Origin of the sequence: Ferruginibacter sp. SUN106 (assembly GCF_050611765.1) — a bacterium.
Taxonomy (GTDB): domain Bacteria; phylum Bacteroidota; class Bacteroidia; order Chitinophagales; family Chitinophagaceae; genus Ferruginibacter.
In genome coordinates this window covers 59,692-73,197 of record NZ_JBODJC010000006.1, presented here as the reverse complement: position 1 = coordinate 73,197, position 13,506 = coordinate 59,692, and the positions used below count along the sequence as shown (strand labels likewise).

General features: G+C 37.3%; 15 protein-coding genes. 6 read left to right on the top strand and 9 right to left on the bottom strand.

The genetic code is table 11. The annotated features are described in order from the left end of the window. Window positions 1–5: 5 nt before the first annotated feature. Window positions 6–581 (bottom strand): DUF6580 family putative transport protein, encoded by a 576-nt coding sequence (locus ACQ334_RS22625; protein ID WP_430990561.1) that lies wholly within the window; start codon window positions 579–581, stop codon window positions 6–8. A 176-nt stretch (window positions 582–757) separates the two neighbouring features. Here ACQ334_RS22625 and ACQ334_RS22620 point away from each other — a divergent pair, with 176 nt between their 5' ends. After that, window positions 758–1,114, top strand: coding sequence for a YraN family protein (locus ACQ334_RS22620; RefSeq protein WP_430990560.1), 357 nt, complete (start codon window positions 758–760; stop codon window positions 1,112–1,114). A 104-nt stretch (window positions 1,115–1,218) separates the two neighbouring features. Here ACQ334_RS22620 and ACQ334_RS22615 read toward each other — a convergent pair whose 3' ends face one another. Continuing rightward, window positions 1,219–1,668: a YkgJ family cysteine cluster protein gene (locus ACQ334_RS22615; RefSeq protein ID WP_430990559.1), complete on the bottom strand. Its 450-nt coding sequence runs from the start codon at window positions 1,666–1,668 to the stop codon at window positions 1,219–1,221. 140 nt (window positions 1,669–1,808) lie between these two features. On the opposite strand from ACQ334_RS22615, the gene xerD reads away from it, so the two are divergent. Continuing rightward, window positions 1,809–2,705: a site-specific tyrosine recombinase XerD gene (xerD, locus tag ACQ334_RS22610; RefSeq protein ID WP_430990558.1), complete on the top strand. Its 897-nt coding sequence runs from the start codon at window positions 1,809–1,811 to the stop codon at window positions 2,703–2,705. Between the two features lie 182 nt (window positions 2,706–2,887). Here the strand turns inward: xerD and ACQ334_RS22605 are convergent, their stop codons facing one another. The 3 genes from ACQ334_RS22605 to ACQ334_RS22595 all read right to left on the bottom strand — a co-directional run bounded on the left by ACQ334_RS22605 (window position 2,888) and on the right by ACQ334_RS22595 (window position 6,084). Then, window positions 2,888–4,306 (bottom strand): carboxypeptidase-like regulatory domain-containing protein, encoded by a 1,419-nt coding sequence (locus tag ACQ334_RS22605; RefSeq protein ID WP_430990557.1) that lies wholly within the window; start codon window positions 4,304–4,306, stop codon window positions 2,888–2,890. Between the two features lie 138 nt (window positions 4,307–4,444). After that, on the bottom strand, window positions 4,445–5,239 hold the full coding sequence (locus tag ACQ334_RS22600; RefSeq protein WP_430990556.1) for a polyprenol monophosphomannose synthase: 795 nt from the start codon (window positions 5,237–5,239) through the stop codon (window positions 4,445–4,447). Between the two features lie 74 nt (window positions 5,240–5,313). Further along, window positions 5,314–6,084, bottom strand: a complete 771-nt coding sequence (locus ACQ334_RS22595; RefSeq protein ID WP_430990555.1) for an exonuclease domain-containing protein — start codon at window positions 6,082–6,084, stop codon at window positions 5,314–5,316. A gap of 306 nt (window positions 6,085–6,390) precedes the next feature. Here ACQ334_RS22595 and ytxJ point away from each other — a divergent pair, with 306 nt between their 5' ends. After that, window positions 6,391–6,726, top strand: a complete 336-nt coding sequence (gene ytxJ, locus ACQ334_RS22590; protein WP_430990554.1) for a bacillithiol system redox-active protein YtxJ — start codon at window positions 6,391–6,393, stop codon at window positions 6,724–6,726. A 57-nt stretch (window positions 6,727–6,783) separates the two neighbouring features. On the opposite strand, the gene ACQ334_RS22585 is transcribed toward ytxJ, so the two are convergent. The 4 genes from ACQ334_RS22585 to ACQ334_RS22570 all read right to left on the bottom strand — a co-directional run bounded on the left by ACQ334_RS22585 (window position 6,784) and on the right by ACQ334_RS22570 (window position 11,840). Further along, window positions 6,784–9,624: a hypothetical protein gene (locus ACQ334_RS22585; protein ID WP_430990553.1), complete on the bottom strand. Its 2,841-nt coding sequence runs from the start codon at window positions 9,622–9,624 to the stop codon at window positions 6,784–6,786. A 112-nt stretch (window positions 9,625–9,736) separates the two neighbouring features. Beyond that, a complete protein-coding gene (locus tag ACQ334_RS22580) occupies window positions 9,737–10,297 on the bottom strand; it encodes a fasciclin domain-containing protein (protein ID WP_430990552.1) in 561 nt (186 codons plus the stop codon). A gap of 194 nt (window positions 10,298–10,491) precedes the next feature. After that, entirely contained in the window at window positions 10,492–11,292 is an 801-nt protein-coding gene (locus tag ACQ334_RS22575; protein WP_430990551.1) for an anti-sigma factor, read from the bottom strand. 2 nt (window positions 11,293–11,294) lie between these two features. Continuing rightward, complete coding sequence (locus ACQ334_RS22570) at window positions 11,295–11,840, bottom strand: RNA polymerase sigma factor (RefSeq protein WP_430990550.1); 546 nt, start codon at window positions 11,838–11,840, stop codon at window positions 11,295–11,297. 77 nt (window positions 11,841–11,917) lie between these two features. On the opposite strand from ACQ334_RS22570, the gene ACQ334_RS22565 reads away from it, so the two are divergent. From ACQ334_RS22565 to ACQ334_RS22555, 3 genes are read left to right on the top strand one after another with little or no spacing between them, the layout of a single operon-like run. Further along, window positions 11,918–12,265, top strand: coding sequence for a bleomycin resistance protein (locus ACQ334_RS22565; protein ID WP_430990549.1), 348 nt, complete (start codon window positions 11,918–11,920; stop codon window positions 12,263–12,265). 4 nt (window positions 12,266–12,269) lie between these two features. Further along, on the top strand, window positions 12,270–12,755 hold the full coding sequence (locus tag ACQ334_RS22560; RefSeq protein ID WP_430990548.1) for a GNAT family N-acetyltransferase: 486 nt from the start codon (window positions 12,270–12,272) through the stop codon (window positions 12,753–12,755). Window positions 12,756–12,808: 53 nt separating this feature from the next. Beyond that, complete coding sequence (locus ACQ334_RS22555; protein WP_430990547.1) at window positions 12,809–13,504, top strand: hypothetical protein; 696 nt, start codon at window positions 12,809–12,811, stop codon at window positions 13,502–13,504. Window positions 13,505–13,506 lie beyond the last annotated feature (2 nt).

Below are 13,506 nucleotides of genomic sequence, written 5' to 3'. Positions count from 1 at the left end.
TGCTATTAAGCCAACTGTGTATTTGTTGACACTACTGTTTTCTTAATTAATGAATAGGCTCCAAAAAGTAACCCTGTAAAAAATACATTACTCATCACACTATTTAATTGCATATTCCCAAAGAATTCATTTTTGTAAAATGGCAAAGCTGCTGTATAACATTCCACTAAACCGGTAAATGTTTTTGCATAAAGTTGTCCGGTTAACCAAACGCCAAAATTTGAAAGGATAAAAAATATAGCTGCACTCCAAACACAGGCTAACAAAATATTAGGTGTATTCACTTTTTTTATCCTGGTGGCAAGAAATGTGATGAGTATAAATGCCCCGTATACAAAAGATTGACTGATATCGTAAAAGCCAGGTGTAGTGGTAAACAGTTGAAACAAAATATCACTTAACAACAAAGCGCCTAAAGGCAGAATGATTGCATATTTCTTATTTCCAATTACACTACCTCCAAAAATTGCCAGGGAAGCAATAGGTGCAAAATTTGGCGGATGAGGAAGTAATCTTGCAATCGCCGCCACCAGTATAAGACCAGTAGCTACAAATATCAACTTATTGTTTTGAGCCTTCATTTCTATAGTTATTTGTGCAAAAATAGGCAATAATTTTTTCCTCACATCATTTTACAGCCTCAATTATCCTCAGGCTGTTAATTACTTCGTGCAGCTTTTTTAACAGGGTTGCCAACCTTTATACAGGCATTTATGACTTGTAAGTATTTAAAAGGTTGGCAACCCTTACATACACAATGGCAAATCACAATACAACAGGCTTTACCGGCGAAGCAATGGCAGTGCTCCATCTTACGGGGCAGGGCTTTACAATACTCCACCAAAACTGGCGGCATAGTCACTGGGAAGTAGACATTATTGCAGCAAAAGAAAATGTATTACACTTTATAGAAGTAAAGACAAGATGTACCAAAAAATTCGGTCATCCGGAAGAAGCGGTTTCAAAAAAGAAGATCCGGAATTTAATTAATGCCTCCGAAGAATATTTGTACCAGTTTCCCCAATGGCAAAGAATTCAGTTTGATATTCTTTCCATTACCATTTTAAAAAACGAACCGGTGGAGTATTTTTTTATTGAAGACGTGTTTTTGTAAGAGTTACGAGTTGTTTTTGTTACGTGTTATTTGATTGTTGGTTTGATAACAGGAGTACAATTCTTCGCAAACAATCAAATAACACGTAACTCGTAACTAAAGGATCACGCTTTCCCTGCTGCTTCCATCATCTTCTCTACCAGCTTATAAGTAGCCGGGCAGTATTCAATATTTTGTTTGTGTACGTGTATATAATCCGTCATTTTCTTTTTTGGCAAATGCGGAAAGCCGGAACAATCCAATGGCCGTATTTCGTAGATAGAACACTTGTTATCTTTCAGATTAAGAAACTGGCAAGGTTGTTTTTTGTTTTGCCAATCTTTGTCTCTCTTTTCATAGATCAGCCATTGGTCTTTAAACTCCTGTGGCGTTTGGTTAAAGTGCGCCGAAATTCTTTTTATATCAGCCGTGGTATAAGTTGGCGTCATCGTTTTGCAGCAGTTGGCACAGGTAAGACAATCTATTTCTTTCCAAACTTCAGGTTCTAAAGCAGCAGTCATTTTATCCAATCCACGGGGCGGATTATTTTCGGTTTTGGTAAGAAAAGTTTTCATCCTTCTCTTATTAAGATTCACTTGCTTCTTAAAGGAACGGAGATTTACTGGCTGCATAATAAATTTTAAATGTGCTTATTAAATTTAAGCAACGAAAATAGTGTATAATTGTTTTAAATAAACACAGTCTGTACAAAAGTATGTGGGACGCTTACAAAAAAGGATATAAAGCCTGGCTGCAGCTTGAAAAATCGCTGGCAGATAATTCTGTGGAAGCCTACCTGCATGATATCGACATGCTTACCACTTTCCTGTTACAAACTGATATTAAATCCCCTGATAAAGTAACCCTTAAAGAATTAGAGCTGTTTGTAAAATGGGTGGCAGAACTGGGTATGACGGCTTCTTCTCAGGCCAGGATCATTTCGGGCCTGCGCAGCTTTTACAAGTATTGCCTGCTGGAACAAATTACCACTATCGATCCTACCGTTTTATTAGAAGCACCAAAACTAAAACGTAGTTTACCGGATACTTTAAGCTTTGTTGAGATAGAAAAGATCATTGCAGAAATTGACCTGAGCAAACCTGAAGGCGGCCGCAATAAAGCCATGCTGGAAACATTATACAGCTGTGGCTTAAGGGTGAGTGAACTGGTGAATTTAAAGATCAGTTGCCTGTACCTGGATGTTGGTTTTATCAGAGTCATCGGTAAAGGCGATAAAGAAAGATTAGTACCTATTGGCAGTGATGCTATTAAATTCATTAAAATTTACAGGGAAAATATCAGGGTGCATATCCCTATTAAAAAAGAACAGGAAGATATTTTATTTTTAAACCGCAGGGGCAGCAAGCTTTCCCGTGTGATGGTATTTTTAATTTTAAAAGAGCTGGCTAAAAAAGCAGGCATCACTAAAAGTATTTCGCCTCATACCTTCCGGCATAGTTTTGCCACGCATTTGGTGGAAGGTGGTGCCGACTTACGTGCCGTACAGGAAATGCTGGGGCACGAAAGTATTACCACCACCGAAATTTATACCCATTTAGACAGAGAGTATCTAAGAAATACATTGGAGCAGTTTCATCCGGCGTTTAAATAGGCGTCAGACGGTTCTAAGCCATCAGACGCCTATTTAAGTTTAACATGGTCAGACTAGGTCGTCAGACCATGTAGGTATCAGACGGTTCCAAACCGTCAGACACCTAAAAAAACCGGTCCGATGTTCCTTTTTTGGATTACTCTGTTAGGTAAACATCATGACCGGCATAAAACACAACCAAACTACTGAATAATAAAATTGCTGGTACTGATCATTTTTTGATTGCTGCTGTAAATACTTACATAGTAAATACCACTACCCCAACTGCTATTGGTGGGCAGTTCTTCTATATACTGTTTTGTTGTTGCGATGGATTGTTTTTGCACAACAATTCTTCCGGCGGCATCTGTGATCCGGATATTGAATACACCCGTCTCTTTTAATTTTAGCGTAAGCTTAATGGCATTACCTTTTTGCACCGGGTTAGGAGAAATTTTTAAAGCACCGGTAATTTTTGTTGCAACAGATTTGATAGAATCGGAAAATGTTCTTTCAACAGTCACCTCCGAAATTGCAGCCCCCATTACCACACTGGTTGCTCCCATTGTGCATTTTATTTTATGTGGCATATTTGAAAGAATGATTACCGAATCCATTTTTTTAAAATCAGTAGCTACTGCCGCTTTTTCTAAAAATACTTGTTTAGTAATATTGCTGCCGTCAAGATTATCAATCCTGATTTCCATTGTTTGTTCCTGGTACCCATCAGCTGTTATCTTAATTAAATAGCTTTCGTCTTTATAAATATTTTTTAATTTGTACGTTCCCTTACCAGTAGTGAAAACAGAATCCATCTTCTCACTATTCGTTCTTTTTAAAATAACTGTTGCTTTATCAATTGGCTGGTAAGTAGCGTTATCTTTTATCTGAATATTGATATTTTCAATTAAAATTTTATTTACAGGTCTTTTTATCATCATGCCTGCAGTAATTACAATCTGTGGATCCTTAACTGTAGATTTAATAAGTATAAAATTGAAATCAGTTAACCCATCTAACACAATTTCTTTTTGAATATAACCAACTGCTGCTAGCTGGAGAATATTTTTTTTCTTATCTCCCTTGATAGTAAAAACTCCGTTAGCATCAGCTGCAACACCACTACTTTCTCCTTTAATTCTTATCGATGCAAAAGGGATAGGGTTACTATTTACGTCTTTAACTTTTCCGCTGATTACGCCATAATCATTTCTTGTTTCAATACCTCTAACCCTGCCACTCAAAGCATTACTAACATCCGTTTTTTTTATGCTATCCAATTTTGAAGAATTAAAAGCTACTTTCCCAATCTGCGCTTTTGCGGTATTCGTTTTACTAAAAAATAAAAACAACATCGTAATATAATTCCAATGCCAGAACAATCTTTTCTTTGGGTCTTTGGGCATTGTAATAGCTCTTTCCAATTGATCGGGATAAGCCCGGCCGCAAACATTTTCATTTTTTATTGTAGCAAAATAATTCAACACTTCCCTGTCACTCATTGTACTAAAGTCAATCACCTGTTTTGCGCAGGCATTACAAAAACGGCCTTGTTCTGTGGGATTCATATTTTGCCAATCTTCGTGGCAAGGCTCAGGAATAGAGAGTTGAATTTGCTGCATAACAGTTGGTTTGTTATACTGATGCAACCATTTTTGGAATTACATAAATGGAAAGAAAAAAAGAAATGGGAAGTTGCTATTATTGGCGATATCTGAAAGGCTTCAGACCGCTAAAAGCGTCACCGACGCTATGTGTAATTACTTTCTTTCCAGCATTACTTCATGTTGCTGAAAAGACACTGAGTTGATATAATCAGTATTGGTAACTTTCTTGCGGTAATTTTTAAACAGGCTTTGCCAGCGAAGCTGTAGTACGCCCAATATACCTTCTTGTACAATGCCTTTATTCATCTTACTGGCCCCTAATTCCCTGTCAATAAAAGTAATGGGTACTTCAGTTATTTTAAAGCCTAATTTCCAGGTGGCAAATTTCATTTCAATCTGAAATGCATATCCCACAAAAGAGATCGCATCTAAATTAATCGCTTCTAAAACTTCTCTTTTATAACATACAAAACCGGCAGTAGGGTCTTTAACAGGCATCCAGGTGATCATCCTTGTATACACTGATGCTCCTTTAGATAAAAATATACGATTGGCAGGCCAGTTCTCAACAGCACCACCTTTTACATATCTTGAACCAATGGCAAGGTCAGCACCTTGTTTGCAGGCTTCATATAAACGTTCCAGGTCTTTAGGGTTATGAGAAAAATCGGCATCCATTTCAAAAATAAAACGATACCCCTTTTCAATAGCCCATTTAAACCCAAAAATATAGGCGGTGCCTAAACCTTGTTTGCCCTGGCGTTGTTCTAAAAATAATTGCCCGGGATATTTTGCAAATAAAGATTTTACAATGTTGGCAGTGCCATCAGGAGAATTGTCATCAATGATCAACACATGAAATTGTTTACCCAAACCAATTACGGCACCAATAATATTTTGGATATTTTCCTTTTCGTTATAAGTAGGTATAATAACTAATTTTTCCAAATCATGCTTTTAACAAGATCAAATTTACAAAAATTTCAGTAATGGATTGTACAGATATTGGGACACGGGGATAATTAGTTGTTTTTTAACAGGGTCTTGTTAAATATTTCAGTGAGTTTTTGCTTGGTATGAAGCGGAAAATCTCCCCTCATCATCCAGTCATAATACTGAGGCTCAGCCTTTAATACCTCGCCAACGGCCCTGCCTTTAAACTTACCAAAATTAAAGATTTCCACACCCTTGTCGTCGTATCCAAAGCGGCGTGCGTAATCCACAATTTTTTCTTCTCCGATCACTCCCAAAACAGATTCTACTGTATTACCGAGGTTCTGGTATTTTTCCAGTTGTGCTAAAAACACATCAATGGTTGCATTTACATCAGCTTCGGCACTATGAGCATCTACCAATTCTTTTGCGCAAAAGAATTTATAGGCAGCTGACAGAGTACGTGGCTCCATAGTGTAAAAAATGTGTTGCACATCCACCATCTTTCTTTTACTCAGGTCAACATCAAGCCCTACTCTTAAAAATTCTTCCATCAAAATCGGAATGTCAAAACGGTTGCTGTTATATCCCCCAAGGTCGCAACCATCAATAAACATTTTTATTTCATTAGCTACCTGCTTAAAAGTAGGAGCATCTTTTACCATTTCATCAGTAATACCATGTATATCGCTGGAGGCTTTTGGTATGGCCATTTGTGGATTCAATAATTTTCGTTTTACCTGCCGGCTTCCATCCGGTAACAATTTAATTACAGCAATTTCTACAATCCGGTCGGTTGAGAGACTTACTCCGGTAGTTTCCAGGTCAAAAAATGCAATAGGGCGTGTAAGTTGTAACATGATTAGGGGTTAAGTTCATATTTTATTGAAAAATAAGCTAAAATTACTGTAGTTTTCACAGTATTTAAGGGCGCAAGGTAATAATTTACTATATTTCGCCGTTTACCGTTGGTAATTTATCTTTGCACTAATATAAACTTTGCAAGATTAAAGTTTTTAACCCGAAAATCTAGACAATGAAAAGATTATTTTTTGCTTTTGTACTGCTAACCCTGATGGCAGCTGTATTTAATAGTTGCGCAAGCAGCCGTAAAACGGGATGCCCGGGTACCGAAGGTATCATTCATTAATTCATCCATTTATTCTATGAATTGGATAGATCTGATTGATGAGCAGCAATTGAGCAGCTTAAAAGAATTAAGCAAACAAAAAGCGCAATTGATTTTTAAACACAGCACCCGTTGCGCTATCAGCAGCATGGCTAAAAGTCGTTTAGAAAGAAGCACTACCCCTGATTCTGTTGATTTCTATTACCTGGACCTGGTAAAACATCGTCAATTATCTTCTAAAATTGCAGAAGACTTTGGTGTATACCACGAATCACCACAGGTACTCCTGATTAAAAACGGCGAATGCATTTACGACGAAAGTCATAGCGGTATTCAAATGGATGAAATTCTGGAGCATTTAAACGCTGCGTAAAATCCCTGCACATAGATTGCTTTCAAAAAATTATTCCGGTTGCCCTGCAACCGGTTTTTAATTTGGGATCAACCCGATGGGTAAGATAATTTCCCACCTGTTTTTTACACCAGGGTTTATGAGATCAGTGTCCAGCAAGTGTGCGTAGCGTACACCAATACTCACAGGTAAAGAGTTCCATACTTTAGTATCAAAAAACAATTCTCCGCCGGTGCTACGGTTTTTTATTTCGGTAAGTAAGTTAGTGCCATTAGAATAATACAATCTTGCCTGTGCATTATTGTAATCATAAAATACATTTGCTCTTATGCGTTGAAAATAAACTATACCATTAATACCCCAATCGGGATAGCATATCGGAAAATGATAATTGACTGCCAGTTTATACATACGCCTTGTGCTCAACGCTTCGTATCCTCTTGCATAAGAAAAAGTATTACTGAAAAGATCAGACAAAGTATCTCTTTTTTGATAAGCGCCGTTAAGAACAAAACTATGATTAACACTAAAACCGGGAAGATACAATGCAGCGCTTCCTACAAACTTATGACTATCCTTATAAGTAAATGCATCTCTGTAACTCAATGAAAAAGCTTGTGCCCAACGTGGATTAATATGCTGCCTTGCCTGCCGGCTCACATTACTAAAAGAAAAAAATGCATTAGCGTAATCAATAGCTTTATTATCAAAAACATTTTTTGTTACACCACGATAATAGTATTGCTCTACATTATAGCCTGCACCAAAATTTAAAAATTTATTGGTACGGCCGCCAACAAAATTTAAAGGAATAGCAAACCCGGCTTTAAATGTTGCAGAATTAAATTGAACTGATTTACCTAAAGCAGTATCAATAGTCCGGTTAAAACTTTCTTCGGCGCCAACACTTAACTGGGGAAACCATCCGGCGAAAACAGTATTGATTCCAACCGTGTGGCTTTTATCATTATAGTTGTAAGTATAACTGATATTATTGCTGAAATTACTGAGCACATTATCGTTGTATACCATGTAGCCATACTCAGGATCATTAACTACGGGACGCCAGCTATGAAAATTAAATAACTGAAATGATTTCCTGAATTTTGTTGCAGGATTTTTATTTTCACCTAAAGCGTATAAGGCACCGGCTCCATTTTTTTGCAATGCATTGGTAGCGTATTTATCAGGCACATTGGCAAAAGTTGTTTCAGAAAAACTTTGCCATTCTGCCTTGGCCAAACTTGTTTTAGCCAGGCGGTTACCAGCCGCTGTAAAAGAAGCATACACCAATTCATTTTTTGAATTTACTACCGGGTGATAAGAACCCGTAAGATTATTGGTCAACCTGGAAATTTTATGCTCAGATAATGTTACTGCAAAAATATTATCCGCATTGGTTGTCATCATGCTGAAATAAACCGTATCGCCTTTTATTGATGGATAGCCTAAGACATTAAATGAGAAGGGGGTAATATTTTCTGTTTTACCTGTGGAGAGATCAACTGTTATCAATGCCATTTTTCCTGCAGGATTACGTACTGCAGATACTGCCGAATTACTATTGATATATTTTGTTTGTGTGAAGAAATAATTATTGGGATTTGGAACTTCTGCAACTACTTTACCTGTTGCTGCATCCAAACGATCGAGGTTATTAGTACCATTTGTTCTTACATGTACAGCAAGTATTTCACTACCGTCAGTATTGATATCAGGAGAAAAATATTTTGATTTAAACGTCAGTTGTTTTTGTTGTTTAGATTTTATATCCAATAACTGTATCACGCTATAATCCCTGTTGCCCCATCTTGGATCGGCCTGGAATGAAGCGTAAACTATTTTCCCATTGTTATAAGAATAATAATCATCAATGGTATAATTTTTTACTTTTATTTTTTCTTCCTTGCCATTTACCAAAATATAAAACGCTGGTATTTCTTTATAAGATTTTTTTGTTACAAGAATACTATCGGCGCTGATAAAATTGGGGTAGAGGTAATCAATAACATTATTCTTTTTTACCCCGGTAAGATATCCCGGCATCGTAAATTCCATGCCCTTTCCCATAGCCGGGAATGATTTTTCTCTGAAATAATTTATCGCATCATCTTTAAATTTTTTAAACGGCACGCCGGAATGTTTTTCTATGGCTTTATTAAAAAGGCTTTTAAACCTTACCGCATCTTCTGTTACTTTATTCCAAAAATCTTCCCCGTATTTTTCATACCCATAAGACACCAGGATATAACCAATAGGATAATGATCGGGCACCAGGTCTTTTAAAGACCCGCTGCGGTATTTCATCCAGGGATATTTCTTGTTGGCCAGCCAGATCGATTTAAACTCGTTAAGAAATGATGGCATTCTTCCCCTTCCCTGGGCACTCACCAACGTTTCCTGCCATACAGCATCTCCTTCAAAAAAATAATCCGGTAAAAAAATACCGTTCGCTAATAGCTGCCCTTCCTGACCTAAAAAAAAGGAAAACACTTTTGTAAGCCCTTTATTAAAATTACTGAACTGCTGCATGTGCCTGCTTTCATGAGTGATAAGATTATCATCCCACCGTATACTTCCTGTGCTGAAATTATCCTGCCCCGGCGTCATGTATAGTTCGCTCATAATTGGTGCCATGCGTACATAAGCGTTGGGTACCGTAGTTTGATTTTGTAAAACAATATTCCACTTGCGCTGGTGGCCACCAATTGTTTTTGATGTAGCACTATCCATTAGCAATACTTCGTTCGCAATACGGTTGGCCTGGCTGTCTAACCCGACAGGAAAGATCACCCTTGCTTTGGGGGTATTGATCTGTCGCCATTTTATTGATGGTGCATTACCGCCAAAATTTTGTGCCGCCACATAAAACGGTAATGAAAAAATTAATACAGCAACAATGTGTTTTACTTTTATCATAGTTTAAAAATACTAAAATAAACTTTGTGATGCTACTCTTTACATCCGGTAAAAAAACAAGGCCCTGTTCTTATGCAGAACAGAGCCTTTATGTTTACCCTTAGTGTAGTAATTACATTTTTGGCAACAATACATGATCAACTACATGTATCACACCATTGCTTTGATTAACATCTTTAATAGTAACGTAAGCTACATTACCACTTTCATCTTTAACTGCAATTTTTTTACCTTTCATCATTACCATTAAATTACCCCCGGCTACAGTTTTTAAAGTAGCAGTACCATTACCTGCTTTAATTAATTTAGCCAAATCCATTGAGGTATATTTACCAGCAACAACATGATAAGTTAATACACCGGTTAAAGCTGCTTTGCTTTCTGGTTTTAATAAATTATCTACAGTACCTGCAGGTAATCCGTCGAATGCTTTGTTAGTAGGTGCGAATACGGTAAACGGGCCAGCGCTTTGTAAAGTACTTACTAAACCTGCAGCTTTTACAGCAGCAACTAAAGTGGTATGATCTTTACTGTTCACTGCATTTTCTACAATGTTTTTTGATGGATACATAGCAGCACCACCAACCATAACTGTTTTTTCCATTTGAGCAAAAGATGCATTAACAAACAAGATTGCTATTGCACCAAAAAGAAATTTCTTAATCTGTTTCATAAATGTGTTTTTAAGTTTTTTTTGATTATTTATTGTAGAAACATTTACGGCAGATGAAAAACTTTGGATTGAATTTTTATAAAAATATTTTTTGTGGAAGAATACTTTGCAATAGTTCACCAGTAATAAAACAATATTACAAAAGACGGAAGGAAAGAAATTTTAAAAGGAGATTTTACAGGAAGAAGAGCGTATTAAATTATTTTACCTACGCTTACCACTTCAGTTGGTGTGGCACTGCCGCCTTCTTTTTCCAGGGAGATCGCAAAGGCTTCTGCCCTGCCAAAAGATTTCATTTTTTGCATGCGGAATTTCTTACCCTTATCATTAGTGATGATCAATCCACCATCAACAGGCTTACCATCTACAATAGCCCAGAACTGGTATTGCATACCTGCAGGAGCATCAGGTAAATTACTGGCATCCACCATTACTTCAGTGGTATTTTTCATCCAGAAAATTTTTGCCGTAGTCCCCGGTTTTGTACCAGTTTCTTTTAATGAAACAGGCATGCTGTTGGGATTTTTAACCCAATCTATTTCCCCTTTCATTTCAGTATCGTGTGTTGCTATTTCCGCCAGTTGTTGTTGTGTTTGTTGCAAACTCTTACTTGCAGTATCATATTTGTTGTAGTACACCATGTTCATTGCAGCACTGCCAATCAATAATGCAATTGATGCAGCCGCAGCCCATTTCCAGCCGCTGCTGATACCTACCACCTTGGCCATATCAGTAATAACAACTGTATTGGCAACTGTATTTATTTGAGGAGTTGTATTTATAGCGGCAAATATTTTGTCTTTAATATTACCGGCCGGGGTAATGGCATTTGACTGTGCATAATTTTCTATGCCCGACTGAATCGCATTTAATTCTGCGGCAACTTCCGGATACTGCTTTACCCAGTTTTCTACCTGCTCCGTTTCTGTTGGAGAAGTGAGTCCTGCAGCATAAAGCTCAAGTAAACCGGATGATATGATATCTTGTAGTTCCAATTTTATTGCAACATTTTTCTTAATTCTAAAATGGCCGACCGCATCCTTGTTTTTACGGTACCCAGTGGAATACCCATCTCTTTGGATATCTCATCCTGGGTATAACCGTTAAAATAAGCCAGGTCAATAATACTCCGCTGCTCTGGTTTTAAATTACTTAGCTGTTTTCTTATCCCAAGTGCATCAAACTTTTCAGCAATGGCTTTATTATCAGTAAAATTACTTACGGAATTTTCGTCGCCAGAGATTTTGCCCTGCTTTTTATACCCTTTGCTACGTAAAGTGTCTATAGTCAGGTTCCTGGTAAGGTTAAGCATCCATGTAAAAAGGCGTCCCTTGGTAGTGTCATAACTGGCAAAATTGTTCCATATTTTCACAAAGGCTTCCTGTAAAATATCCTCGGCAAGCTCTTTATCTTCCACCAGCCGGTAAATGATACCGTTTAAAGCTGCAGCATAATTATCGTATAAGTAGGAAAAAGCCTGCTGATTACGGTCCTGCAACTGCGCCACCAGCTCTTCTTCACTATATTTTGTAATTTCTGCCAAAAGGTTAAATGGTTAATTTGAATCGAAAGTAGAATATTTTTTTAAAACACAGTATCTTAACTTACAATAAAAGCAAGATGATATTAAAAGTAATCCCTGTTTTACCAGCTATTAACATAGAAGCCACAATAATGTTCTACGAAAGTAAACTTGGTTTTACTGCTTTTGACCAGGGCGGTTATGTGATCATGAAAAAAGGGGATGCGGAATTACATTTTTTTTTGTGTGAGGATAAAAAACTTTGCGAACATTCCTGTTGTTATATCAAAGTATCCGATATTGAATGCCTTTACACAGACCTTTCAGCATTAGGTATTGTAAACATCAAAGGCAAATTAGAAGATAAACCTAAGGGCATAAAAGAATTCAGCATAAGAGACAATAATGGCAACCTATTAAAATTTACAGCTGTCGCCACCTATTAAATTTATGAACACTGTTACAATAAGAACAATACAGCCGCATGACAATACCGCACTGGCAAAAATCATCCGCAATTCGTTGGAAGAATTTAAAGCCAATAAACCCGGCACTGTTTATTTTGACCCCACTACTGATAATTTATCTGCGGTATTTACAGCACCGGGAAGTATTTATTTTGTTGCTGAAGATAATGCTGTATTGCTTGGTGGCAGCGGCATCTATCCTACTCAGAATTTGCCTGCCGGCACTTGTGAATTAGTAAAATTATATTTAAGCAATGTGGCAAGAGGAAAAGGGTTGGGCAAATTATTAATAGAAAAATGTTTTACTGCTGCTAAAGAATTGGGCTATACTAAAATGTACCTTGAAACCTTGCCCGAATTAAACATAGCAGTGCCACTTTATGAAAAAATGGGCTTCACTTATTTAGAAAACCCATTGGGCGACAGCGGCCATCATGGTTGCGATATCTGGATGATAAAAGATCTCTGAAAATAATTTTGTGGAATTTATTTGTACCTGAATCTAAAGAGCAGCTCAACAAAATGAAAATTATTTTCTTCCCTCTTCTTTTCATACTATTTATTTCCTGTGCTGATAAGGAAAAACAAAAGGCAAGCGCTTTGCCCCGGCATTCTGCTGCTGCAACTTTAGCTACTGTATTAGATTATGATTCCTGCAAAAAATCGATCTTACTGCTTAAACAAAAAAACAAAACCGGCTGGAATAAATTATCCAAATCACAAAAAGAGAAAATTTTTACCGGCGCAGCTGCTGAAACTATTATACCCAGCTGGATAGGTACCGCCTGGGATTTTAATGGTACCAGCGAAATACCGCAGCAAGGAAAGATTGCCTGTGGGTATTTTGTCACCACCGTTTTACGGGATGCCGGCTTACCCATTGCAAGAATAAAACTGGCGCAATGCGCTTCGGAGCAAATGGTCACAGCTTTAATTCAACCAAAATATGTGCAGCGTTTCAGCAATGTTTCCATTGATCAATTCATCCAGGCGGTACAGCAACAAGGCTTCGGTCTGTACATTGTTGGATTAGATAACCACGTAGGTTTTATTTATAATGATGGAGCCGAAATTTATTTTATACACTCCACTTTTGTTGGCACCAGGAATGTGCAGAAAGAAAAAGCAGCAGCAAGCTGGGTGTTAGGCAAGAGTAAATATAAAGTGTTGGGTAAGATAAGTGCGGATGAGAAAGCCTTGAACAGATGGATCAATTAGGG